We start from the raw sequence: 23,304 nt of genomic DNA, 5'->3' as shown, positions 1-23,304 counted from the left end.
GGTCAGGTACGGGCTCTCGTGGTGGCCTCGCGATCGTCTCTGGCGTCACGCCCGCCCAGCCCCGGCGGCGCCGGCTCACGCCGTCCTGGCCGCGCTCGGCCGGGTGGTGCGGGTGCCGCCGGGCGTGAGTGTCGGCATGGGATCGCCGGGCGCCCAGTTGTTCGCGGGTGTCGGGCTCAGGCCGCGTCGCGGTGTTGTTGCGTCGGGTTCTGGTGGTCCGGGTCGGGGGTGTGCGGGGGGTTCGAGATCGCCTTGGCTGCCGCGCAGGAGGCCAGCAGGTCGCGCATGGACACCCCGGCCGGCAACACGGGCGGCCGCCACGGCGCCGTGGGCTGAGAAGCGGACATGGGACGCCTCCTGAGGTGCGGGGGCGGGCGTGGTTAGGCACACCTAACTACGGGCTGGATACCATGTCATCACGGCTGCCAGGCCCGGCGCAATATGTTGCCGACGGCTTGTCGGAAAGTGTCGGGCGGTCTCAGGCCGCCAGTGCCTCCAGGCCCACGGACGCCCACCGCTCCCCCTGACCGGTGAGGGTCACGTGCCGTACCTCGTCGGTGGTGTCTCCGACGGCACGGTGGATCACGACCTGCAACCGGTCCTCGGTCAGCTCCTCGACCTTGCCCTCGCCCCACTCCACGACGATCACCGAGTCGGGCAGCGAGACGTCCAGGTCGAGGTCCTCCATCTCGTCCAGGCCGCCGGACAGCCGGTAGGCGTCGGCGTGGACGAGCGGCGGGCCGTCGCCCAGCGAGGGGTGCACGCGGGCGATCACGAAGGTCGGCGAGGTGACCGCGCCGCGCACGCCGAGCCCCTCGCCCAGCCCGCGGGTGAGCGTCGTCTTGCCCGCGCCGAGCTCACCGGTGAGCATCACCAGATCGCCCGCGCGCAGCAGCTTGGCCAGGCGGCGGCCCAGTTCCCGCATCTGCTCCGGGGAGGTGACGGTCAGCTGGGTCTCAGCGGGGTTGTGCGGTGCTGCTGGTGCTTCCATAGCCACTTACCGTAGCCCCTGCGGGCACGGCACCCGCGCGGGTGAGGAGGTCGGCGAGGCGGTCGGTGACCACTTCCGGGTGTTCCAGCATGACCAGGTGCCCGGCGTCCGGCACGAGGACCAGCTCCGCCTCGGGCAGCAGGTCGGCGATGACCTCGCTGTGCTCGCTGGGCGTGACGAGGTCCTGGACCCCGGCCAGCACGAGCACCGGCATGTCGGTGAAGCAGCCGAGGGCCTCGGTCTTGTCGTGGTCGGTGAAGGCCGGGTAGAACTCGGCGACCACGTCGATCGGCGTGGACTCGATCATGCGTTCCGCGAACCGGGCGATCGCCGGGTCGACGTCCCGCCCCGCGAACGAGTACCGCTTGATGATCCCGGCGAACAGATCCGCGGTGGCCCGCCGCCCCTTCTCCACCAGTGCCGCCTGCTGCCCGAGCGCCTTCAGCACTCCGGGGAGCACCCGGCGCACCGCGTTGACGCCCGCGACGGGCAGCCCGAAGTTGACCTCCCCGAGCCGCCCGGACGACGTACCGACGAAGGCGGTGGCGACCACCCGGTCCCGGATCAGCTCCGGGTACTGCGCGGCCAGCGCCATCACCGTCATCCCGCCCATGGAGTGCCCGACCAGCACGATCGGCCCCTCGGGCACGGCCGCGTCGATGACGGCCTTCAGGTCGCGCCCGAGCTGGTCGATGGTGAGCGGCACCCCGTCCTGCATCTGGCCCACGCCCCGCGCCGAGCGGCCGTGGCTGCGCTGGTCCCAGTGCACGGTGCGTACGACGCCGCGCAGGGCGGCGCGCTGGAAGTGCCAGGAGTCCTGGCTGAGGCAGTAGCCGTGGCTGAAGACCACGGTGACCGGGGCGGGCGCCTTGCGGCCGAAGAGCCTGCGCCGGCGCGGGGAGAGGTTCGGGCCGCCGGCGTCGGGCTCGACGTCGTCGACCTCGTAGTACAACTCGGTGCCGTCGTCGGCCCGCGCCTTGCCCGGGGTGCCGCGCAGCGCCCCGTACGGGCCCGCCGAGTCCAGCGCCAGCCGGGCCTTCCTGCGCATCCCCCGGCCGACGGTCATCCGTTCGATGGCGACACCGGCCGCCGCGCCCGCGGCGAGCACACCTATCGCGGCACCGGCGAAGCCGGTCGCCCTGCGCCAGCTTCCGGCCGCCCCCGCGGCGGAGGCGACGACGGCCGCGGCGGCGACGTCCGCCACGTCAGCCACGACCTCCGCACTGCTCTCGCTCACGTACCGCTCCTCATCACGACTGCTGTTGCCGACCAGGTGTCACAGGTCTCACGGGTCTCACAGGTGGCGCAGGTGTCACCAGGGCCACACCACGGCGAGTACCCTCCGTGCGGGTCACCCGTCCTGCCGGTCCGGTTCCTCGTTCACATAGACGCGGGGAACGCGCGTTCCGATGCGCGTGACGATTTCGTACGCGATCGTGCCGGACGCCTGCGCCCAGTCCTCGGCCGTGGGCTCGCCCCGGTCGCCGGGCCCGAACAGCACGGCCTGCGCTCCCGCCTCGGGTTCGTCTCCCCCGAGGTCGACCACGAACTGGTCCATCGCGACCCGCCCGGCGACCGTACGCCACTTGCCGCTGACCAGGACGGGGCCGCTGCCGGAGGCGTGCCGGGGGATGCCGTCCGCGTAGCCGACCGGCACCAGGCCGAGGGTCGTCTCGCCCGGGGTGACGTAGTGGTGCCCGTAACTGACGCCGTGCCCGCCCGGTACGTGCTTCACCAGCGCCAGCGACGCCGACAGCGTCATCACGGGACGCAGCCCGAAGTCCGCCGGGGTGCCGATCTCCAGGCTCGGCGAGACCCCGTACAGGGCGATGCCGGTCCGGACGAGGTCGAAGTGGGTCTGGGGCAGGGTGAGCGTGGCCGGGGAGTTGGCGATGTGCCGCACCTCGGGCCGCACGCCCCGCCCCTCCGCGTACGCCAGCATCTCCCGGAAGCGCAAGAGCTGGGCGTCGATCGAGGGATGCCCGGGCTCGTCGGCGCAGGCGAAGTGCGACCACAGCCCGGTGATCCGGATGAGCCCCTCGCGCTCGGCGTGCAGGGCCTCGGCGACGAGTTCGGCCCAGTCGGGTCCGGGCTGGCAGCCGTTGCGGCCGAGCCCGGTGTCGGCCTTGAGCTGCACGCGCGCGGGCCGGCCGGCCTGCCGGGCCGCCTCGACGGCCTCCCGCAGCGCCCACATACCGCTGACCGAGACGTCGATGCCGGCCTCGATCGCCTCTCGCCACGGCCCGCCCGGGGTCCACAGCCAGCACAGGATCGGCCCCGGCAGCCCGGCCGCGCGCAGCGCGAGCGCCTCCTCGGGCGTGGCGGTGCCGAGCCAGCTCGCGCCCGCCTCGACGGCCGCGCGGGCGCAGGGCACCGCCCCGTGGCCGTACCCGTCGGACTTCACCACGGCCATCAGGGCCGACTTGGGCGCGCGGGCGCGCAGGGCCCGCACATTGGCCCGCAGGGCGGCCAGGTCGATCTCGGCGCGGGCGCGCAGGGGCGCGGTCGGCGCAGGTGGTCTCTCAGTCATGGCGCCCCCAGTGTCTCAGAGGCCCCCGGCGACCTCCGGGCGCAGGCCCCTCGCACGGCCTAGGAGCCGGGCCGGCGGCCCCAGACGAATACCCGGTCGCCCTTCTTCAACACGCCCCACAGCCTGCGCGCGTCGGCCAGCTTGAGGTTCACGCAGCCCCAGGAGCCGACGGTGGTGTGGATGCTGCCGTAGACGGCGTGGAAGGCCTGGCCGCCGTCGAAGAACTGGGCGTACGGCATCGGTTGGTTGTAAAGGGTCGACCAGTGGTTCTTGTGCCGCCAGTACACGGTGTGCCAGCCGGCCCGGGTGGCGTACCCCTTGCGTCCGCTGCGCATCGGCACCGGCGCGAACACCACCTTCTTGCCCTTCTGCACCCAGGTGACCTGCCGGTCGAGGTCCACGCAGGCGACCCGGTAGGTCCGAACCGGGCACTTCTTGGCCGCGTTGGGGTTCTTCCTCGCCGAGATGAGCATCATCTGTGCCCAGGTGACGGGTCCGGCGAAGCCGATCGCGGGCTTGATCCCGTGCTTCTTCTGGAAGTTCCGGATGGCCTTGCAGTCCGCCGCGGACTGCTTCCCGTCCACCTTCAGCCCCAGCCAGCGCTCGACCTGCCGCTGGTAGGGGCCGGCCTGCTTGCTGCACGCCACCTTGGCGACGGCGTCACCGAGCGGCACGTACTCGATGAGGTCGTACGTCCCCGGCGCCGCGTCCCGCGGCTCGACGGCGTCCTCCTCGCGGGTCGGCGTGTACACCTTCGGCGGCAGCATCTGGTCGGGGGTGTCGAACTGCCAGGGCTGCTGCGGGCCCGGCGGGACCCCGGGCACCAGTTCGGTCGTGGCGCCCGGGGCGGGCGGCGGGGACGCCGGGGTGGCGGCCCGGATGGTCCCGGCCGTCGGGAGGACGGTGGCGGCGGCCAGGAGCACGGCGACGACCCGGAAGGCGGTGACCCGGAAATCGAAAATTCGGTAAGCGATATGTCCGTATTTCACACGATCAGCCAAGCGGCCCGCTCCCCCGAATCCCGGCAGCCGCGCGGGCAGGTCACCCGACGGGTGGACGCCACCCGCCGGGAGACACCGGCCCGTACGTCAGCCGCGTACGTCAGTCGGTGACGTCCCGCCAGGCCTCCGGAATGGCCGCCGCCACGTCATGCGCCCCGGCCGGCGCACCGTCCGCCGCGTACCGCCCGGCGAGACCGTGCAGATACGCCGCCGCGCTCCCCGCGTCCAGCGCCGGCAGTCCCGACGCCAGCAGCGACCCGGCCAGCCCCGACAGGACGTCCCCGCTGCCGGCCGTGGCCAGCCAGGGCGTGCCGGTGGCGTTCACCCGTACGGCCCCGCCCCCGGCGTCCGCGACCAGCGTGGTCGACCCCTTCAGCAGCACGGTCGCCCCGTACAGCAGCGCCAGCTTCCGCACGGACTCCAGCCGAGCCCCCTCGACCTCCTCGCGGGCCACACCGAGCAGCGCGGCGGCCTCACCGGCGTGCGGGGTCATCAGCGTCGGCGCGGTACGGGCCCGTACGGCGTCCCGGTCCGCGAGGCGCAGCCCGTCCGCGTCGATGAGCACCGGCACGTCCGTCTCCACCACCTCGGCGACGGTGGCGGCGTCGTCCCCGGCGCCAGGCCCGACCACCCACGCCTGCACCCGCCCCGCCTCGTGCGGCCCCTGGTCGGAGACGAGGGTCTCGGGGAAGCGCGCGATCACGGTGTCCCCGGCGGGTCCGACGTACCGCACGGCGCCCGCCCCGCCGCGCAGGGCGCCCGACACCGCGAGGACGGCCGCGCCCGGATACCGCGCCGACCCGGCGGCGATGCCGACGACACCCCGACGGTACTTGTCGCTCTCGGCGGCCGGCCGGGGCAGCAGCCGGGCCACGTCGCCGTGCTGGAGGGCCTCCAGTTCGGCCTCGGGGGGCAGCTCGAGACCGATGTCGACGAGGCGGACGGTTCCGGCGTACTCACGGGCGGGGTCGATCAGCAGGCCCGGCTTGTGCGTACCGAAGGTCACCGTCAGGTCGGCGCGGACCGCGGCCCCGTGCACCTCGCCGGTGTCCGCCTCGACCCCGCTCGGCAGGTCCACGGCGACGACGGCGGCACGGGAGACGCGGGCGGCCTCCGCGAGCGCCTCGGCGTCGGGGCGCAGGCCGCCCTTCCCGCCGATCCCGACGATGCCGTCGACGACGAGGTCGGCCCGGGCGACGAGGTCCTCGGCCGAGCCGCCGGGGCCGGTGACGGTGCCGCCCGCGCGGCGCAGGGCCGCGAGGCCGCCCGGGTGGGTGCGGTCGGGGCTCAGCAGAACGGCCGCGACGCCGGCGCCGCGCCGGGCGAGCCGGGCGCCGGCGTACAGGGCGTCCCCGCCGTTGTCTCCGCTGCCGACGAGGAGCACCACCCGGCGCCCGTACACCCGCCCCAGCAAGTCCGCACAGGCGGCGGCCAGTCCGGCGGCGGCCCGCTGCATGAGGGCGCCGTCGGGGAGCCGTGCCATGAGCTCACGCTCGGCTGTCCTTACCGTCTCTACGCTGTACGCGGTACGCATGCGACCGAGTCTGCCCCGGATCCGGCCGAGCCTGCACCCCGAGGCACCCCGGTCCCGGGCCCGCTCACCCCTCCGCGACGACCACCGCTGACGCGACTCCCGCGTCGTGACTGAGCGACACATGCCAGGACCGCACCCCGAGTTCGGCCGCCCTGGCCGCCACCGTGCCCTTCACCCTCAGCCGGGGCTGACCACTGTCCTCGACGTACACCTCCGCGTCCGTCCAGTGCAGCCCCGGCGGCGCACCGAGGGCCTTGGCGAGCGCCTCCTTGGCCGCGAAACGCGCGGCGAGCGAGGCGATGCCCCGGCGCTCCCCGCTGGGCAACAGCAACTCGCTGGCGACGAAGAGCCGGTCGGCCAGCCCGGGCGTACGGTCCAACGACACCCGGAACCGGTCGATCTCGGCCACGTCGATACCGACGCCGATGATGGTCATGGCGGGCAGCCTATGGCGGCGGACGGCTCCGCGGGGCGCGGAACCTACTCCACCGTCACCGACTTGGCGAGGTTGCGGGGCTGGTCCACCTCGTTGCCCCGGGCGGTCGCCAGCTCGCACGCGAACACCTGCAACGGCACCGTCGCCACCAGGGGCTGGAGCAGCGTCGGGGTCGCCGGGATGCGGATCAGGTGGTCCGCGTACGGGACCACCGCCTCGTCGCCCTCCTCCGCGATGACGATCGTGCGCGCGCCCCTGGCCCGGATCTCCTGGATGTTGGAGACGATCTTGTCGTGGAGGACGGAACGGCCCCGCGGGGAGGGCGCCACCACGACCACCGGCAGATCGTCCTCGATGAGCGCGATCGGGCCGTGCTTGAGCTCGCCCGCCGCGAAGCCCTCGGCGTGCATGTAGGCGAGTTCCTTGAGTTTCAGGGCGCCTTCGAGGGCGACCGGATAGCCCACGTGCCGCCCCAGGAACAGCACCGTGTTCTTCCCGGCCAGGGAGCGCGCGAGCGACCGTACCGGCTCCATCGTCTCCAGCACCCGCTCGACCTCGGCGGAGATCTGCGACAGGTCGCGGATGACGGCCCCGATCTCGTCGCCCCACTTGGTGCCCCGGACCTGGCCCAGGTACAGCGCGACCAGGTAGCACGCCACCAGCTGGGTGAGGAACGCCTTGGTCGACGCCACCGCGATCTCCGGGCCGGCGTGCGTGTAGAGCACCGCGTCCGACTCCCGGGGGATCGTCGAGCCGTTGGTGTTGCAGATGGCCAGCACCTTGGAACCCTGCTCGCGGGCGTGGCGCAGCGCCATCAGCGTGTCCATGGTCTCGCCGGACTGCGAGATGGCGATCACCAGCGTCTGCGCGTCCAGGATCGGGTCCCGGTAGCGGAACTCGCTGGCCAGCTCCACCTCACACGGGATGCGCGTCCAGTGCTCGATGGCGTACTTGGCGATCAGGCCGGCGTGGAAGGCCGTACCGCAGGCCACGATGACGACCTTGTCCACCTCGCGCAGCTCGGAGGCGCTGATCCGGACCTCGTCCAGGGTCAGTGAGCCGGCCGCGTCGATGCGGCCCAGGAGCGTATCGGCGACCGCCTTGGGCTGCTCGGCGATCTCCTTGAGCATGAAGTAGTCATAACCCCCCTTTTCCGCGGCCGAAGCGTCCCAGTCGATGTGGTACGAACGGACGTCCGCGGGACGGCCGTCGAAACCGGTCACCGTCACGCCGTCGCGGCGCAGCTCCACCACCTGGTCCTGACCCAGCTCGATCGCCGACCGCGTGTGGGCGATGAACGCGGCGACGTCCGAGGCGAGAAAGGCCTCACCCTCTCCAACGCCCACCACCAGCGGGGAGTTCCGCCGTGCGCCCACGACCACGTCCGGTTCGTCCGCGTGCACCGCGACCAGCGTGAACGCCCCCTCCAGACGGCGGCACACCAGCCGCATGGCCTCCGCGAGGTCGGCGCTGGAGGAGAACTCCTCGGCGAGCAGATGGGCGACGACCTCCGTGTCCGTCTCCGAGGAGAGGTCGTGGCCCCGCTCCGCGAGTTCGGCGCGCAGCGCCGCGAAGTTCTCGATGATCCCGTTGTGGACGACGGCGACCCGGCCCGCGTTGTCCAGGTGCGGGTGCGCGTTGGCGTCCGTCGGGCCGCCGTGCGTGGCCCAGCGGGTGTGGCCGATGCCCGTGGACCCCGTCGGGAGCGGCCGGTCGACGAGCTCCTTCTCCAGGTTGACCAGTTTCCCGGCCTTCTTCGCGGCGGCCAGGCCGCCGTCCGCCAGCACGGCGACGCCCGCCGAGTCGTAACCCCGGTACTCCAGCCGCTTCAGCCCGGCCATCACGACCTCTAGCGCCGACTGCGACCCCACGTATCCCACGATTCCGCACATGCGCCGCAGCCTACGACCCGAAGCCGATCGAAAACTGTCTCCGCGTGCCCGAAATCGGAAATTCTCAGGGCACTTCCCACCCTCGCAGGATCGATTGCGGCCATGTGCCGCACTAGAGCCTCGGCTGGGCGTGACCGACCCCACCCGCCACGCCGTTCAAACTCCGTTAACAATGGAATGTGATCTCTCCGGTCTCCTCGATGCCCCGGAGCGCCCACCGGCACAGGCCGGAGGCGACTCCCTACGTCGACCTCACCCGCGCCGAGTGGAGCGCGCTGCGCGACAAGACGCCGCTGCCGCTCACCGCCGAGGAGGTCGAGAAGCTGCGCGGTCTCGGCGACGTCATCGACCTCGACGAGGTGCGTGACATCTACCTCCCGCTGTCCCGGCTGCTCAACCTCTACGTCGGCGCCACGGACGGACTGCGGGGTGCGCTGAACACGTTCCTCGGCGAGAAGGGCTCCCAGTCGGGCACGCCCTTCGTCATAGGCGTCGCCGGTTCGGTCGCCGTCGGAAAGTCCACCGTCGCCCGTCTGCTCCGGGCGCTGCTGTCCCGCTGGCCGGAGCATCCGCGCGTCGAACTGGTGACGACGGACGGGTTCCTGCTGCCGACGAGGGCGCTCCAGGCCCGCGGCCTGATGTCGCGCAAGGGCTTCCCGGAGTCGTACGACCGCCGGGCCCTCACCCGCTTCGTCGCCGACATCAAGGCCGGCAAGGACGAGGTGACCGCGCCCGTCTACTCCCACCTCATCTACGACATCGTGCCCGACCAGCGGCTCACCGTCCGCCGGCCCGACATCCTGATCGTCGAGGGGCTCAACGTCCTTCAGCCCGCGCTGCCCGGCAAGGACGGCCGCACCCGGGTCGGCCTCGCCGACTACTTCGACTTCAGCGTGTACGTCGACGCGAGCGGCGAGGACATCGAACGCTGGTACCTCAACCGGTTCAAGAAGCTGCGCCAGACCGCCTTCCAGAACCCCTCCTCCTACTTCCGCAAGTACACCCAGGTCTCCGAGGAGGAGGCCCTCGACTACGCGCGGACGCAGTGGCGGACCATCAACAAGCCCAACCTGGAGGAGAACATCGCGCCCACCCGGGGCCGCGCCACCCTCATCCTCCGCAAGGGCCCGGACCACAAGGTGCAACGCCTGAGGCTGCGGAAACTCTGACCGCTACCCTGCGGGCATGCTGCATCTGCGCCTGATCACACCGGCCGACAGGACGGACGACGTGGTGCGCCTGGTCGAGCGGACGGTCGGCACCACACATCTCGCCGTCTTCCCCGGCGCCGCCCGCAACCCGGCCGGGGACATCGTGATGTGCGACGTGGCCCGGGAGGCGGGCGACGAACTGCTGACCGGGTTGCAGCGGCTGGGCATCGACAGCACCGGCTCCATCGCCGTGGAGAACATCGACCTGTCGCTGTCCAGGCGGGCCGACAAGGCCGAGGCGGAGGCGCCCGGCGAGGGCGCGGACGCGGTGCTGTGGGAGCACCTGACCGAGGCGACGCACGAGGAGTCGACGCTGTCGGTGACCTACGTCGCCTTCATAACCCTGGCCACGATGATCGCGGCCTGCGGTGTGGTGCTCGACAACGCGATCCTGATCGTGGGCGCGATGGCGGTGGGCCCGGAGTTCGGTCCCCTCGCAGGCATCTGCACGGCCCTCGTGCGGCGCGCCCGTCTGGCGGCGCGCTCGCTGACCGCGCTGCTGGCGGGCTTCGCCTTCGCGATGCTGGTGACCGTCGGCTTCACGTACTTCATGGACGGCGTCGGCCTGTTCACCAAGGTGCAGTTGGAGGCCGAGCGGCCCAACACCAACTTCATCTACCGGCCGGACGCCTTCTCGTTCGTCGTGGCCGTCCTCGCCGGCGCCGCCGGCACCCTGTCGCTGACCTCGTCGAAGTCGGGGGCGCTGGTGGGCGTGGCGATCTCGGTGACCACCGTACCGGCCGCCGCGAACGCGGCCGTGGCCTGCGCGTTCACCGAGTACCACCAGGCCTGGGGCTCGACCGTGCAGCTCCTGCTGAACCTGCTCGGCATCGTCCTGGCGGGCACGCTCACCCTGCTGGCCCAGAAGTGGTTCTGGGCCAGGCAACGCGAACGCGCCCCCGAACTCGGCTAGCCCAGCGCCGACTTCACCGCGTCGGCCAGTCGGCCGGCGACCGAGCGGGCCTGGTCGAGGTCGGCGGCCTCCACCATGACGCGCACCAGCGGCTCCGTGCCGGACGGCCGCAGCAGCACCCGGCCGGTGGAGCCCAGCTCACGCTCGGCCTCGCTCACCGCGGCGGCGAGGTCCGCGGAGGTCTTCACCCGGGACTTGTCGACGTCGCGGACGTTGATCAGCACCTGCGGCAGCCGCTCCATGACCGAGGCGAGGTCCCTCAGCGTACGGCCGGTCTGGGCGACGCGGGCGGCGAGCAGCAGGCCGGTCAGCGTGCCGTCGCCGGTGGTGGCGTGGTCGAGGATGATGACGTGGCCGGACTGCTCGCCGCCGAGGGCGAAGTCGTGCTCCTTCATCTCCTCCAGGACGTACCGGTCGCCGACGGCGGTCTGCACGAGGCGGATGCCCTCGCGCTCCATGGCCAGCTTGAAGCCCAGGTTCGACATCACGGTCGCGACGACGGTGTCGGAGCGCAGCGCGGAACGCTCCCGCATCGCCAGCGCGAGCACGGCCAGGATCTGGTCGCCGTCCACCTCCTCACCGGTGTGGTCCACGGCGAGGCAGCGGTCGGCGTCGCCGTCGTGGGCGATGCCGAGCCCGGCGCCGTGCTCGACGACAGCGGCCTTGAGTTTGTCCAGATGGGTGGAGCCGCAGCCGTCGTTGATGTTGAGGCCGTCCGGCTCGGCGCCGATGGTGACGACCTCGGCACCGGCCCTGGAGAAGGCCTCGGGCGAGACCCCGGCGGCCGCGCCGTGCGCCTCGTCGAGGACGATCTTCAGCCCGTCGAGCCGGTTCGGCAGCGCCTCCAGCAGATGACCGACGTACTGCTCGAAGCCCTCGTCGTACGACCGCACGCGCCCGACGCCCGCGCCGGTCGGCCGCTCCCACGGCTCGCCGTGCCGGTGGGCCTCGTACACGGCCTCGATCTTGTCCTCCAGCTCGTCGGCGAGCTTGTGGCCGCCGCGGGCGAAGAACTTGATGCCGTTGTCGGGCATGGCGTTGTGGCTGGCGGAGAGCATGACGCCGAGGTCGGCGCCGAGCGCGCCGGTGAGGTACGCCACCGCGGGCGTCGGCAGCACGCCGACGCGCAGGACGTCCACGCCCGCGCTCGCGAGGCCCGCGACCACGGCGGCCTCCAGGAACTCCCCGGACGCGCGCGGGTCCCGTCCGACCACTGCCTTCGGCCTGTGGCCCGCGAAGGTACCCGCCTCGGCCAGCACGTGCGCGGCGGCGACGGAGAGCCCGAGCGCCATCTCGGCCGTCAGATCCGCGTTGGCGACACCGCGCACGCCGTCCGTGCCGAAGAGTCGTCCCACTTGTCCTCCTGAGGAAGCGTCAGTTGCGATGGCGGTCGCCGCCTGAACATCGGATCACACTAGCCTTTGAGCGTCTTGTGTCGTTATACGCCGTTGGGCTCGGATAAACGAACGCCCCGACGGCACAGTGGCGTGCCGCCGGGGCGTTCGGAGTACGTGCAGGCAGCTGTGATTAGCGCTTGCTGTACTGCGGGGCCTTGCGGGCCTTCTTCAGACCGGCCTTCTTGCGCTCGACCGCACGGTCGTCGCGCTTGAGGAAGCCGGCCTTCTTCAGCGGGCCGCGGTTGTTGTCGACGTCGGCCTCGTTCAGCGCGCGGGCGACACCGAGACGGAGCGCACCGGCCTGACCGGAGACACCGCCACCCGCGATGCGGGCGATGACGTCGTAGCGGCCCTCGAGCTCGAGCACCTTGAAGGGCTCGTTGACTTCCTGCTGGTGCACCTTGTTCGGGAAGTAGTCCTCGAGGGTGCGACCGTTGATCTTCCACTTGCCGGTGCCCGGGACGATCCGGACGCGGGCGATGGCGTTCTTGCGACGGCCCAGGCCGGCGGCCGGCTGGGGCTCGCCGAAGCGGGAGGCCATGGACTCCGAGGTGTACTCGCCCTCGACGGGGACCTCGGACTCGGTGGTGTAGCTGTCGATGTCAAGCTCTTCGAGCGGCTGCTCGGCAGTGGTCTCGGCCACGATTCTCCTCAGATTCTCTTCAGTCTTAGGGGGTGGCCGGACTTACTGCGCGACCTGGGTGATCTCGAACGGCTGCGGCTGCTGCGCGCCGTGCGGGTGCTGGTCACCCTTGTAGACCTTCAGCTTCGAGAGCATCTGACGGCCCAGGGAGTTCTTGGGGAGCATGCCCTTGACGGCCTTCTCGATGGCCTTCTCGGGGTTCTTGTCGAGCAGCTCGTCGTAACGGACGGAGCGCAGACCACCCGGGTAGCCGGAGTGGCGGTACGCCATCTTCTGGGTCCGCTTGTTGCCGGACAGGTGCACCTTGTCGGCGTTGATGATGATGACGAAGTCACCAGCGTCGACGTGCGGCGCGTAGATCGGCTTGTGCTTGCCCCGGAGAAGGGTCGCTGCGGTGGTGGCGAGACGGCCCAGGACAACGTCCTGAGCGTCGATGACGTGCCACTGGCGCGTCACATCGCCGGGCTTGGGGCTGTACGTACGCACGGTTCGTAGCCTTCGCTTCGAGTGAATGGTCCTGAACAGGTCACCGAAACGATCACGACAGCCTGGACCGCACGGCGGCGACGCATACCGCGTACGTGGGTCGCTGGTCATCGGCCCGGTGGACCGGTGTAAGGGCCCGTCCCGTGAGAATGAGCAAGCCAATACACAACGAACAGGCAGGATACCCGTGGCGCCGCGCCCCGGTCAAAACGGGCTCGCTGCCGCTGGGCTCCGCCGGTCCTTGGCCTCCAGTGTAGGCCGCTTCGCCCCTGGGGGCTGCCGCCCCCAGACCCCCGCATCGGCCCTGAACGGGCCTCGTCCTCAAACGCCGGACGGGCTGAGTAATGCGGACCGGGGTCGGAGGGGCGGGTGAGCGCTGAGGCGCCAGCCCCGCGAGGGGCGCAGGGGCGGAGCCCGAAGGGGTGCAGGGGCGGAGCCCCACCGGGGTCTGGGGCGGAGCCCCAGGATGGGGTCACTTCCCAGCTGGCCGTCACGGGTGGGTGGGTGGGAAACCCCCGGGGTCTGGGGCGGAGCCCCAGGGGCGGCAACCTTCCAGTTGGGCGTCATGGGTGGGTGCGAAACCCCGGGGTCGAGAGGCGGAGCCCGCCGGCTTCGGCCGGAAACAGGGGCCGCCGGCAAGCCGGGCGTGGGTGGGGTTGGACCGAAAGGTCCCCTATCGCACCTAGTAGCAGCGCACCAGCACCCCCCGTCCCCCGTCTAAGATGCGCCCCATGAGCTATGGGCAGGGGGGACCCCAGTCCCAGTGGGATCCCTGGAAACCGAACTCGCAGCAGCCGTGGAGCAGCGACAGCGGCGACCAGTCGCCGGACTGGGCCGCGCTCGCCGACGCCTCGGAAGCACGGCACAAGCGGCGCAAGGTGCTGCTCATCGGCGGCGGCGTCGTCGCCACGGTGGCGATCGGCGCTGCCGTCGCGATGAGCGTCGTATCGGCGAACAAGGACAACAACGCCTCGGGCCAGCCCTCCAGCCTGCCCGCGAGCGCCTCGCTGCCCAGCGACTCCGCGTCGGCGCCGTCCTTCGAGCCCACCAGCGCGCCGCCGCCGCTGGACCCGAAGGACTTCATAGCCAGCGCGAAGAAGGACACGGCCCCGCTCAGCGCGCAGACGCTCTTCCCGGGCACCCAGCTGACCATGGGCGAGACCGTGTACAAGAAGGGCCCCACGGCCGACACCACGAACTGCGCCTCGGCCGCCGGCAACACCCTCCCCAAGGTGCTCACCGCCAACGGCTGCACCCGCCTGCTGCGGGTGAGCTACACCAAGGACGATGTCGCGGTGACCGTCGGCGTCGCCGTCTTCGACACCGAAGCCAAGGCCCTCAAGGCCAAGGGCGAGGCCGACAAGAAGAGCATCGTGAAGTCGCTGTCCGGCAAGGGCGTCAAGTCGTTCTGCGACTCCGCGGTCTGCCGCTCGACGACCAACACCCTGGGCCGCTACGCCTACTTCACGATCGCCGGTTTCACCGACGGCAAGAACGTGACCACCAAGGACACCAAGGTCTTCCGCATCGGTGACGACCTGGCCGAGTTCACCTTCCGGCAGATCCGCCGCCGGGGTGAGGCACAGGCCTCCGCGGCGGCGAACCAGTAGCCGGTCGGCGGACCAGGGACCAGAAGCTAGGGCCGCCGCTTCAGGCGCAGCCTGATCGGCACGACCGCCGACTCCAGCTGCGTACGCAGGGTCATCTTCGAGACGCCCTCCGTGCGCTCCTCGAAGCGGATCGGGACCTCGACGGCCCGGTGGCCCGCCCGCACGGCCTTGTACTTCAGCTCCACCTGGAAGCTGTAGCCCGCGCTGTCCAGCGAGGACAGGTCCACGTCACGCAGGGTGTCGGCCGACCACAGGTTGAAGCCGGCGGTGATGTCGTGGATGGGCGTGCCGAGGATGGTGCGCGCGTAACGGTTGGCGAACCGGGAGAGCAGGACGCGGTGCGCGCCCCAGTCCTCGTCCAGCGAGCCGCCCTCGACGTACCGGCTGCCGACGACCAGGCCCGCGCCGGAGGTCACGGCCGCCTCCAGCATGCGCGGCACGGCCTCCACCGGGTGGCTGCCGTCGGCGTCCATCTGGACGACGTACTCGGCGCCCTCCTCCAGCGCGGCGGTCATGCCCGCGGTGTAGGCCCGCCCGAGCCCGTCCTTCTCGGTGCGGTGCAGCACGCTCATCCGGCGCCGGCCGGTCCCGTCCGCGTTGTACTTCTCCGCCAGTTCCTCGGCGATCCGTCCGGTGCCGTCCGGGCTGGAGTCGTCGACGATCTTCAGATGCAGCCCGTCCAGCGGCAGCCCGAGCACCGCCTCGGCCATCCGCGGCACGTTCGCCGCCTCGTTGTACGTCGGCATCACCACGGTGATCGGTGTGCCGTTGCCCTGCCCCGTCATGCCTTCTCCCCTCGCGGCGCCGGCCTGCCCAGCGCCCGGAACCGCCAGCCCGCCGCGGTCCAGCGGTCCGCGTCGAGTACCCCTCGGCCGTCCACGATGTTCGGCCGGTTCACCAGCGCGGCGGCCCTCTCGGGGTCGAGCGCGCGGAACTGCGGCCATTCGGTCAGGTGCAGGACGATATCGGCCCCGCGCAACGCGTCCTCGGCCGACACGGCGTAGCCGAGCAGCGGAAATGCCTTGCGGGCGTTGTCCATGGCCTCGGGGTCGTAGACGTTCACTTCGGCGCCGTCCAGGCGCAGCCGGGCGGCCACGTTCAGCGCGGGCGAGTCGCGGATGTCGTCGGAGCCCGGCTTGAAGGCGGCGCCGAGCACGGCGACCCTGGCGCCCAGCACGGCTCCCCCGCACAGTTCGCGGGTCAGCTCCACCACCCGGTCGCGGCGCCGCATGTTGATCGCGTCGACGTCCCGCAGGAAGCCCAGGGAGACACCCAGCTCGTCGGCGCGGTGGGCGAAGGCCCGGATGTCCTTGGGCAGACAGCCGCCGCCGAAGCCGACGCCGGCCCGCAGGAACCTGGCCCCGATCCGGTCGTCGTGCCCGAGGGCCTGGGCCAGGGTGCCCACGTCGCCGCCCGCGGCCTCGCAGACCTCCGCCATGGCGTTGATGAAGGAGATCTTGGTGGCGAGGAAGGCGTTGGCGGCCGTCTTGACCAGTTCGGCCGTCGGGAAGTCGGCGGTGACCAGCGGGGTGCCGGTGGCGAGGACGGGGGCGTACACCTCGCGGAGGATCGTCTCCGCCCGCGCGGAGCCCACCCCGAACACCAGTCGGTCCGGCCGCAGGGTGTCCTCGATCGCGAAACCCTCCCGCAGGAACTCGGGGTTCCAGGCCACCTCGGTGTCGTACGTCTGCGCGAGCCGCCCCGCCGTTCCGACCGGCACGGTCGACTTGCCCACCAGCAGGGCGTCCGGCGCGGCGTGCGCCGCGATCGCCGCGAAGGCCGCGTCCACGTACGTCAGGTCCGCGCCCTCGGAGTCCGCCCGCTGCGGGGTGCCGACGCACACGAAGTGCACGTCCCCGAACGCCCCCGCCTCCGCGTACGACGTGGTGAACCGCAGCCGGCCGCTCGCCGTGTGCTCGGCGAGCAGCTCGGGCAGTCCCGGCTCGTGGAAGGGCACCTGTCCGGCGGCCAGCGCGGCGGCCTTGTCCGGGTCGACGTCCACGCCGAGCACCTCGTGCCCGAGCTCCGCCATGCAGGCGGCGTGGGTGGCACCGAGGTAACCGGTGCCTATGACGGTGAGCCGCATGGAGCACGGCCTTTCGTGTTCAGGGGTGAAGACGTTCAGGGGTGATGACAGGGAGCGGGGAACGGGAGCGGGCGCGGGGTGTCAGGAGGTTTTCGCCCACACCCGGTACGCGCCGGTGCCGCCCGAGCTGAGCCGGAACGGGATCTTCCCGACCAGGCGGTAGTGACCGCTTTCGGTGACCTGCCGCTCGATGTACGCGTCGACGCCGGGCGTCCCGACCCCGTCGAGGACGACGAGGTCGAAGTAGCCGGCCTTCAGGGCGCGGCGGTACCCGTCGTTCCCGTGGTGGACGACGCCCTTCTTGTCCGCGTAGCCGATGCCGTAGGTGGAGGTCCACCGGGAGTGGTCCGTCCTGTCCCGCAGGTAGTAGACGGGCACCTCGTAGGTCTCGCCGAGGTAGCGGCCCTTGGGCTTCATGTACGGCTCGACCGCCTTGACCAGGCCCGTGGAGTCGGGCCACAGCCCGAACCGCCACTCGGACTGCGAGACACCGAGGCACAGGGCGGCGACCCAGATCATGATGCCCAGCTGCGGGTAGCGGAAGTGCTTGCCGACCAGCCGGATCACGCCGATGCCCGCCATGGGGGCGGCGAACAGCAGGCCGAAGTCGAGGTGCTTGTAGAGCGAGACGGCGGTGTGCAGGTGGATCTGGTACGCCGGTGCCAGCAGCGCGGTCCCGGCCAGCGTCAGGCCGAGCAGGGTGCGCCAGCGCCGGCCGGGGCCGTGCAGGCCGTATGAGCGGGGCGACTCGTTCATCCGGCCGCGCAGCCCGTAGGCGATGGCGCCCGCGACGGCGGTGGCGAACATCAGGCCGCCCCACTCCGCGGACTTCTGAAGCAGGGCCGAGGCGGTGTCGGTGCCGTGGGCGCGGTCGGTGGTGGTCTGGCGGACGCCGGCGAGCACGTCGGTGTACATCAGGCCGACCCCGGCCAGTGCGGCGGTGCCGATGCCGAGCAGGAGCGCGCGCGGGACGCAGCGCAGGCCGCGGTGGTGCCAGGCGGTCAGCGCGGCGAGCACGAGCAGCGTGGGGACGTAGAGCGCGGAGGCGTACTTCACGGCGACGGCCAGCACCATGACCGGCGCCGCGAGCAGCACGGCGAGCACGGGGGCGCGGTCGGTGCGGACGATGATCCACGCCGACAGGGCCAGCAGGAAGATCGCCGGGGCGTCGTAGGTGGCGAACCAGCCGAGCACGATCGTCGGCTGGGTGACCGCGAACAGCGCGGCCGCCACCAGGGCGACCCGTTCGTTGAACAGCCGCCGGGTGAAGGAGTACAGCAGCGCCGTGGCGCCCAGCATGCACAGCAGGCTGAGCAGACGGGCCCCGGACAGTCCGAACCGGCCGTCGACGAAGGCCGCCGCCACCGGGTAGAGCATCGGCGACCCGGAGAAGTACGACTCGTAGCCGCTGTGCAGCGGGGTGCCGTTCGCCCAGTGCTCGATGATGTCGTGGCCGGCCGCCAGGTACAGGGCCTCGTCCTGGAAGGCGGTGTTGGACAGCCGCAGCGACAGCAGCGCCTGGACGGCGAGGAGGATGAGGAGTACTCCCCGGCTGACCCAGGCCCGCCGCCGGCTCGGGGTGTCGTCCCAGCCGGCCTCCGGGGTTTCCGGGACGTGGTACCCCGGCTCGGCCGGTGCCGGCTGCTCCACCGTGCGCAGCGCGAACGTCGGCTGGTCGTCCTGCTGCTGGTACGGATCGGTCCGCTGGTACGGATAGGTCCGCGGGTCGTAGTCGTATCCCTGGGGGGTCTCGTAGCCCTGCTGCCGCGGGACGTACCCGTCGGAGTCGAACCAGCCGCCGTGCGCGTCCTCGTCCGCGTAGGGGTCGTAGGGCTGGGGCGTGTGGTACTCGGGTCGGGAGGTCATGACGGCTTCCGTACGTCGAAGCCGAAACGGTCGTCGGCGGCCAGGCGCTTGAACTCCTTCAGCGCCAGCGGGCTCGCCTCCAGCCGCCAGTCGGCGCGCTTCCTGTGGTTGAACCAGATGAAGCCGATCATGTCGTCGTCGGTCTCGACGCCCGCGAACAGGTTGCGGACGTCGGCACGGCGCCGCTCGCCGGGAACGGCGGCGGTCTCCAGCAGGAGCATCGGCTTCTTGGCGAAGGTGCGGATCTGATCCCTGGTGGGCCCGAACACGCTGTCGAAGGCGTTGTCCGCGCCGGTGGTGAAGTAGCCGATCAGACCGACCCAGTCGACGTAGGCGTCGCCCGGGTAGTACGGCTTGAGCTTCACGTCCGGGACCGGGTTGACGATGTTCGGCGCCCAGGCCCAGATGACGTTGGAGGCGCCGGCGTCGAGGAACGTCTTGTGGATGTGCCGCCAGGCGGCCACGTACTGCCGCGGGGTCACGTACTTCGTGCCCCACTTCTCCCAGTGGCCGTTGAACTCGTCGGCGAAGTCGATCACGACGGGCAGGTTCAGCTTCCGGACCGCCGTCGCGTACTCCTTGATGTACGCGTCCGACTTGCCGGCCGCGACGTCGGCGATCGAGGTGTCGAAGGGCTCCCAGGACATCAGCGTCATGGCGCCCTCGGCCCAGGCCCTGCGCACCCCGCTGGCGTCGAAGCCGTCGCCCCAGCCCGCGTAGTACTCGATCAGGTCGGGCTGCTTGCCGACCATCCGGGTGTAGGCGTCGACGCCCTTCATGGAGGTGGGCGCGCCGGCGACGGCGGCCCCGAAGTACTTCCTGGCGGGCTTCAGCAGGGGTACGACGTCGTAGGGGACGTCGGAGCCGGTACCCCGGGAGGAGCCTGCCCCGGACCCGGCGGTCTCGCCCTGCCCGGTCTTCGGTGAGTCGCCGCCGCCGAGGAGGGAGCAGCCGCTGAGGGCGAGCACCAGGAGCAGGCAGGCGGCGAGGAGGGCCCGCGGCCGCGCCCACACACGGGAGAAACGTTTCGGCGGATGCATCAGACAACCGCCTCGGAGCGGGGCTGCACCAGGACCCGGGCCACGACCAGGGCGTAGAAGAGCCCGGAGGACAGGATCAGCGCGAAGTCCGGGGCGTTCATGGTGAAGGTCCGGTACACGGCCGCGCTGACCCAGACCAGGGCCGTACCGCCGCTCCACACCCACATGCCGATCCAGAAGCGCCGGGTCTTGTTCTTCTTGGCGCCGGAGGAACCGGTCGGCTGCCAGCCCATGCGGTTCTTGCGCAGGATGTCCCAGATGGCGAAGACGTGCGCCCAGCCGTACATCATGCGGGCCGCCCAGGCCTCCAGGCGGTAGGGCGCCTTGTGCCACATCGGGAAGATGACCGTGGTGTAGAGGATGCTCGGCAGCACCAGGAGCAGGTGCTCGACCTTGAGCTTCTCCGGCATCATCAGCAGCAGCACGATCGGGATGACCGGCGCCGCGAAGGTGAACAGCGCGGTGTGGATGTAGTAGAAGAACCCGGACATGTAGCACAGGCGGCTGGACAGCCTGATCTCGCGCTGCCAGAACTTCCGGCTGCCGAGCAGGCTCATCGAACCCGAGCACCAGCGGTACTGCTGGTTGAAGAAGGCACCCGCGCTGTCCGGGCACACGCCCGTGGAGACCGCGACCGGCACGTAGCGCAGATCCCAGCCGAGGCCGCGCAGGTCGAAGCCCGTGTGCACGTCCTCGGAGTGCTCGATCAGCGTCGTGCCGCCGTTGGTCTGAAGGGCCGCGCGCCGGTAGACCGCGCAGCTGCCCACGCAGATCGCGCCGTCGCTGCCCTGCCGGGAGACCTGCACGGAACGGTAGAACAGCTCCTGCACCGCGCCGGCGCCGCGCTCGATCCAGTTCTGCGAGTCCAGCACCCGGAAGTACTGCGGCGACTGGACGATGCCGATGCGCGGGTCGTCCGCCATGTACGGCAGGAGTTCCTCCAGCAGGTCGGCGCGCGGGGTGAAGTCGGCGTCCAGGATGAGGATGAACTCGCCGTCGGACTGGCCGAAGCCGAAGTGCAGGTTGCCGGCCTTCTTGAACCAGCCGCGGTTCTCCCGCGTGCCGTAGCGGAAGCCGAAGTCGCGGGCCATCGCCTCCAGCTCGGGGCTGGCGCCGTCGTCGAGGACGAAGGGCACACAGACGCCCGGGTAGCGGTCGGCCATCGCGCGCACGTGCCGCCAGGTGTTGTGCAGCACCTCGATGGGCTCGCCGCACACCGGCAGGAACACGTCGACCGTGGGATGGACCTCCGGCCGCCAGTTCTGCACCAGCCGCCGGTGGTACGCGATGTCGAAGTCCCGGGTGAAGCCGTTCACCCGCAGCGACACCAGGTAGTAGACGACCGTGAAGACCAGCAGCGGGGTGTAGATCCACAGCACCGGCGTGGACTGCGCCAGCTTGAACTGGCTCACCACCAGACAGCAGAAGCTGACCAGCGAGCTGATCGTCAGGATCCACAGGTTCCGGCGCGCGTAGGAGTACTTCTCCTTGTCGGTCGGCGGCAGCGGCAGCAGCCCCAGCGAAGCGTTCGCACCACGACCGGCCCGCCGCCGCCCGCCGCTCTGGCGCGCGGCACGACGCCCCCCGGTCCGCACGGGACCCACTGCACTCATCCTGATGTCACCCCTGGCCGAAAACGACCTGTCGACCCCCCTGGCCAATCCTGGTCAATCCTGTTGAACCTTTGACCAGGAGGCGCAACTGTAACCGAGAGGTATGAAAGAGGTAAGTGGCGGCAAGAAGAGTTACGCCAGGTAAGTCCCGACATGGGGCATATCTATTGCGAAATGCGGTGTAACTAACAAGTTTCGCAGCCTGGCACGCCTGCCGTGCCCGGCAACGACCGCTTGTTCCGCGCCTCCCTGCTCCGCGCGGCCAGCAGCTCGTCCGCGGGATAGCCGACCTCCTCCAAGGTCAGCCCGTGCGGCCGCACGACATGCACCGCCGAGTCCCGCACCCCGGCCGCGAGCACCTTGCCCGGCCAGTCCGGCGTGCGGTGCCCGTCCCCCACGAACAGCAGCGCCCCGATGAGCGAGCGCACCATGTTGTGGCAGAAGGCGTCCGCACGGACGGTCGCGGTGATGATCCCGTCAGCGCCCTTTTCCAGCCACAGCTCCTGGAGCGTACGGATCGTGGTCGCGCCCTCGCGCTTCTTGCAGTACGCGGCGAAGTCGTGCTCGCCGAGGAGGTGCCGGGCCGCCTCGTTCATGGCGTCGACGTCCAGCGGCCAGTCGTGCCAGAGGACGTGGGTCCGCAGCAGCGGGTCGACGCCTCCGGGGTTGTCGGTGACGCGGTAGGCGTAGCGGCGCCAGATCGCGGAGAAGCGGGCGTTGAAGCCGCTGGGCGCTTCCCTGAGCGCCCACACCCGCACGTCCCTGGGCAGGCGGCCGGCGAGCCGCTTGAGCAGCTTCCCGTGGTGCTCGGCCCACACCTCCCTCGGCAGATCGACATGGGCGACCTGCCCGCGTGCGTGCACGCCGGCGTCCGTCCGGCCGGCCACGGTCAGCTCGTACGTCTCCCTGGACCGCGTGACCGTACGCAGGGCGTCCTCGATCTCGCCCTGCACGGTCCGCCGGCCTCCGGCCTGCTTGGCCCAGCCGGAGAACTCCGAGCCGTCGTAGGACAGGTCGAGGCGGACACGGACGCAACCGGGCTGTACTTCGTCACTCACGTACAGATCCTTTCAGGTACGCGAAAGCGGGCCCGCCCCGAAGGACGGACCCGCTCAGCGCGAGGTGATGCCTCAGGCGTCCTTCGACTCCTCGGCGGCGGCCTCCTCGGCCGGAGCCTCGGTGGTCTCCTGCGCCTTGGCCTCGTCGGCTTCCTTGACCGCACGCTTGGTGGCGGCCTCGGCCTCACCGGTCGCCTGCTGCGCCACGGTCAGCGCCTCGACCAGCTCGATGACAGCCATGGGCGCGTTGTCGCCACGGCGGTTACCGATCTTGGTGATGCGGGTGTAGCCACCCGGACGGTTCTCGTAGCGCGGGCCGATCTCGGTGAAGAGCGTGTGGACGACGCTCTTGTCCGTGATGACCTGGAGCACCTGGCGGCGGTTGTGAAGGTCGCCCTTCTTCGCCTTGGTGACCAGACGCTCGGCGTACGGGCGCAGGCGGCGAGCCTTCGCCTCGGTGGTGGTGATGCGGCCGTGCTCGAAGAGCGCCTTCGCGAGGTTCGCGAGGAGCAGCTTCTCGTGCGCGGCGCTGCCGCCCAGACGGGCACCCTTGGTGGGCTTCGGCATTGTTCTTCTCCTGTGTGTCTGCCCCGGCCGTATCAGGTACCGGGGTCAGTATCCGAGCAGGCGGTCGCCTGTCGGAGATCCGGGGGTCTCTGCGAGACCCCCGGAGGTGGAACCGGTCAGTACTGCTCGGTCTCCACGAAACCCGCGTCCGCGTCGTCGTCGGCGCCGAAGGCGTCGGCAGCGGCGGTCGGGTCGAATCCGGGCGGGCTGTCCTTGAGGGCCAGGCCCATGCCGGCCAGCTTCGCCTTGACCTCGTCGATGGACTTCGCACCGAAGTTGCGGATGTCCAGCAGGTCGGCCTCGGAGCGGGCGACGAGCTCACCCACGGAGTGGATGCCCTCACGCTTGAGGCAGTTGTACGACCGAACGGTGAGCTCCAGCTCCTCGATCGGCAGCGCCAGGTCGGCGGCGAGGGCGGCGTCCGTCGGGG

The 23,304-nt window shown here is 71.2% G+C and carries 22 protein-coding genes; 3 read left to right on the top strand and 19 right to left on the bottom strand.

Going from position 1 to position 23,304, the window contains the following annotated elements; genetic code table 11:
- Positions 1-176: 176 nt before the first annotated feature.
- From ACFY01_RS37085 to glmS, 8 genes are all read right to left on the bottom strand, one after another.
- On the bottom strand, positions 177-347 hold the full coding sequence (locus ACFY01_RS37085) for a hypothetical protein (protein ID WP_390740171.1): 171 nt from the start codon (positions 345-347) through the stop codon (positions 177-179).
- A gap of 131 nt (positions 348-478) precedes the next feature.
- Positions 479-991, bottom strand: coding sequence for a tRNA (adenosine(37)-N6)-threonylcarbamoyltransferase complex ATPase subunit type 1 TsaE (tsaE, locus tag ACFY01_RS37080; protein WP_390740170.1), 513 nt, complete (start codon positions 989-991; stop codon positions 479-481).
- Entirely contained in the window at positions 957-2,228 is a 1,272-nt protein-coding gene (locus tag ACFY01_RS37075; RefSeq protein ID WP_390740169.1) for an alpha/beta fold hydrolase, read from the bottom strand. Before ACFY01_RS37075 ends, tsaE begins: the two co-directional genes overlap by 35 nt.
- Before the next feature lie 114 nt (positions 2,229-2,342).
- Positions 2,343-3,521 carry an alanine racemase gene (gene alr, locus ACFY01_RS37070; protein WP_390740168.1) on the bottom strand — a complete coding sequence of 393 codons (1,179 nt, stop codon included), beginning with the start codon at positions 3,519-3,521 and terminating at the stop codon, positions 2,343-2,345.
- 59 nt (positions 3,522-3,580) lie between these two features.
- A complete protein-coding gene (locus ACFY01_RS37065; protein WP_390740310.1) occupies positions 3,581-4,444 on the bottom strand; it encodes a L,D-transpeptidase family protein in 864 nt (287 codons plus the stop codon).
- 178 nt (positions 4,445-4,622) lie between these two features.
- Positions 4,623-6,056, bottom strand: a complete 1,434-nt coding sequence (locus ACFY01_RS37060) for an NAD(P)H-hydrate dehydratase (protein ID WP_390740167.1) — start codon at positions 6,054-6,056, stop codon at positions 4,623-4,625.
- A 64-nt stretch (positions 6,057-6,120) separates the two neighbouring features.
- Positions 6,121-6,492, bottom strand: coding sequence for a holo-ACP synthase (locus ACFY01_RS37055; RefSeq protein ID WP_361447875.1), 372 nt, complete (start codon positions 6,490-6,492; stop codon positions 6,121-6,123).
- Between the two features lie 44 nt (positions 6,493-6,536).
- Positions 6,537-8,384: a glutamine--fructose-6-phosphate transaminase (isomerizing) gene (gene glmS, locus ACFY01_RS37050; protein WP_390740166.1), complete on the bottom strand. Its 1,848-nt coding sequence runs from the start codon at positions 8,382-8,384 to the stop codon at positions 6,537-6,539.
- 200 nt (positions 8,385-8,584) lie between these two features.
- Here glmS and coaA point away from each other — a divergent pair, with 200 nt between their 5' ends.
- On the top strand, positions 8,585-9,553 hold the full coding sequence (gene coaA / locus ACFY01_RS37045; protein WP_390740309.1) for a type I pantothenate kinase: 969 nt from the start codon (positions 8,585-8,587) through the stop codon (positions 9,551-9,553).
- Positions 9,554-9,569: 16 nt separating this feature from the next.
- The gene (locus tag ACFY01_RS37040) at positions 9,570-10,508 is read left to right on the top strand and encodes a DUF389 domain-containing protein (RefSeq protein WP_390740165.1); all 939 of its coding nucleotides are present in this window, start codon (positions 9,570-9,572) and stop codon (positions 10,506-10,508) included.
- Here ACFY01_RS37040 and glmM read toward each other — a convergent pair.
- The 3 genes from glmM to rplM form a co-directional block, all read right to left on the bottom strand.
- Positions 10,505-11,863: a phosphoglucosamine mutase gene (gene glmM / locus ACFY01_RS37035; RefSeq protein WP_390740164.1), complete on the bottom strand. Its 1,359-nt coding sequence runs from the start codon at positions 11,861-11,863 to the stop codon at positions 10,505-10,507. The genes ACFY01_RS37040 and glmM overlap by 4 nt on opposite strands.
- A 172-nt stretch (positions 11,864-12,035) precedes the next feature.
- Positions 12,036-12,548 carry a 30S ribosomal protein S9 gene (gene rpsI, locus ACFY01_RS37030; RefSeq protein WP_004927169.1) on the bottom strand — a complete coding sequence of 171 codons (513 nt, stop codon included), beginning with the start codon at positions 12,546-12,548 and terminating at the stop codon, positions 12,036-12,038.
- A gap of 42 nt (positions 12,549-12,590) precedes the next feature.
- Positions 12,591-13,034: a 50S ribosomal protein L13 gene (gene rplM / locus ACFY01_RS37025; RefSeq protein WP_019329618.1), complete on the bottom strand. Its 444-nt coding sequence runs from the start codon at positions 13,032-13,034 to the stop codon at positions 12,591-12,593.
- 731 nt (positions 13,035-13,765) lie between these two features.
- On the opposite strand from rplM, the gene ACFY01_RS37020 reads away from it, so the two are divergent.
- Positions 13,766-14,644 carry a hypothetical protein gene (locus tag ACFY01_RS37020; protein ID WP_390740163.1) on the top strand — a complete coding sequence of 293 codons (879 nt, stop codon included), beginning with the start codon at positions 13,766-13,768 and terminating at the stop codon, positions 14,642-14,644.
- 26 nt (positions 14,645-14,670) lie between these two features.
- Here ACFY01_RS37020 and ACFY01_RS37015 read toward each other — a convergent pair whose 3' ends face one another.
- The 8 genes from ACFY01_RS37015 to ACFY01_RS36980 form a co-directional block, all read right to left on the bottom strand.
- Positions 14,671-15,429, bottom strand: coding sequence for a polyprenol monophosphomannose synthase (locus ACFY01_RS37015; protein ID WP_390740162.1), 759 nt, complete (start codon positions 15,427-15,429; stop codon positions 14,671-14,673).
- On the bottom strand, positions 15,426-16,730 hold the full coding sequence (locus tag ACFY01_RS37010) for a UDP-glucose dehydrogenase family protein (RefSeq protein ID WP_390740161.1): 1,305 nt from the start codon (positions 16,728-16,730) through the stop codon (positions 15,426-15,428). The genes ACFY01_RS37015 and ACFY01_RS37010 overlap by 4 nt, the downstream gene beginning before the upstream one ends.
- An 81-nt stretch (positions 16,731-16,811) precedes the next feature.
- Positions 16,812-18,596, bottom strand: coding sequence for an ArnT family glycosyltransferase (locus tag ACFY01_RS37005; RefSeq protein WP_390740160.1), 1,785 nt, complete (start codon positions 18,594-18,596; stop codon positions 16,812-16,814).
- Positions 18,593-19,636 carry a glycoside hydrolase family 26 protein gene (locus ACFY01_RS37000; RefSeq protein WP_390740159.1) on the bottom strand — a complete coding sequence of 348 codons (1,044 nt, stop codon included), beginning with the start codon at positions 19,634-19,636 and terminating at the stop codon, positions 18,593-18,595. Before ACFY01_RS37000 ends, ACFY01_RS37005 begins: the two co-directional genes overlap by 4 nt.
- Complete coding sequence (locus ACFY01_RS36995) at positions 19,636-21,051, bottom strand: glycosyltransferase family 2 protein (RefSeq protein WP_390740308.1); 1,416 nt, start codon at positions 21,049-21,051, stop codon at positions 19,636-19,638. Before ACFY01_RS36995 ends, ACFY01_RS37000 begins: the two co-directional genes overlap by 1 nt.
- A 383-nt stretch (positions 21,052-21,434) precedes the next feature.
- A complete protein-coding gene (gene truA, locus ACFY01_RS36990) occupies positions 21,435-22,307 on the bottom strand; it encodes a tRNA pseudouridine(38-40) synthase TruA (protein ID WP_390740158.1) in 873 nt (290 codons plus the stop codon).
- Positions 22,308-22,379: 72 nt separating this feature from the next.
- Entirely contained in the window at positions 22,380-22,874 is a 495-nt protein-coding gene (gene rplQ / locus ACFY01_RS36985; protein ID WP_390740157.1) for a 50S ribosomal protein L17, read from the bottom strand.
- A 116-nt stretch (positions 22,875-22,990) separates the two neighbouring features.
- The coding region (locus tag ACFY01_RS36980; protein ID WP_308812713.1) for a DNA-directed RNA polymerase subunit alpha C-terminal domain-containing protein at positions 22,991-23,304 on the bottom strand (314 nt) is incomplete at its 5' end.

It is taken from the genome of Streptomyces sp. NPDC001480, from assembly GCF_042894725.1.
Taxonomy (GTDB): domain Bacteria; phylum Actinomycetota; class Actinomycetes; order Streptomycetales; family Streptomycetaceae; genus Streptomyces.
This window is presented reverse-complemented; position numbering and strand designations above follow the sequence as displayed.

What these genes read in the sequence shown, in the direction of transcription:
- ACFY01_RS37085 (WP_390740171.1), bottom strand. Translation starts at nt 347, where the DNA reads ATGTCCGCTTCTCAGCCCACGGCGCCGTGGCGGCCGCCCGTGTTGCCG.
- tsaE (WP_390740170.1), bottom strand. Translation starts at nt 991, where the DNA reads ATGGAAGCACCAGCAGCACCGCACAACCCCGCTGAGACCCAGCTGACC.
- alr (WP_390740168.1), bottom strand. Translation starts at nt 3,521, where the DNA reads ATGACTGAGAGACCACCTGCGCCGACCGCGCCCCTGCGCGCCCGCGCC.
- ACFY01_RS37060 (WP_390740167.1), bottom strand. Translation starts at nt 6,056, where the DNA reads ATGCGTACCGCGTACAGCGTAGAGACGGTAAGGACAGCCGAGCGTGAG.
- ACFY01_RS37055 (WP_361447875.1), bottom strand. Translation starts at nt 6,492, where the DNA reads ATGACCATCATCGGCGTCGGTATCGACGTGGCCGAGATCGACCGGTTC.
- glmS (WP_390740166.1), bottom strand. Translation starts at nt 8,384, where the DNA reads ATGTGCGGAATCGTGGGATACGTGGGGTCGCAGTCGGCGCTAGAGGTC.
- coaA (WP_390740309.1), top strand. Translation starts at nt 8,585, where the DNA reads ATGCCCCGGAGCGCCCACCGGCACAGGCCGGAGGCGACTCCCTACGTC.
- ACFY01_RS37040 (WP_390740165.1), top strand. Translation starts at nt 9,570, where the DNA reads ATGCTGCATCTGCGCCTGATCACACCGGCCGACAGGACGGACGACGTG.
- ACFY01_RS37020 (WP_390740163.1), top strand. Translation starts at nt 13,766, where the DNA reads ATGAGCTATGGGCAGGGGGGACCCCAGTCCCAGTGGGATCCCTGGAAA.
- ACFY01_RS37015 (WP_390740162.1), bottom strand. Translation starts at nt 15,429, where the DNA reads ATGACGGGGCAGGGCAACGGCACACCGATCACCGTGGTGATGCCGACG.
- ACFY01_RS37010 (WP_390740161.1), bottom strand. Translation starts at nt 16,730, where the DNA reads ATGCGGCTCACCGTCATAGGCACCGGTTACCTCGGTGCCACCCACGCC.
- ACFY01_RS37005 (WP_390740160.1), bottom strand. Translation starts at nt 18,596, where the DNA reads ATGACCTCCCGACCCGAGTACCACACGCCCCAGCCCTACGACCCCTAC.
- ACFY01_RS37000 (WP_390740159.1), bottom strand. Translation starts at nt 19,636, where the DNA reads ATGCATCCGCCGAAACGTTTCTCCCGTGTGTGGGCGCGGCCGCGGGCC.
- rplQ (WP_390740157.1), bottom strand. Translation starts at nt 22,874, where the DNA reads ATGCCGAAGCCCACCAAGGGTGCCCGTCTGGGCGGCAGCGCCGCGCAC.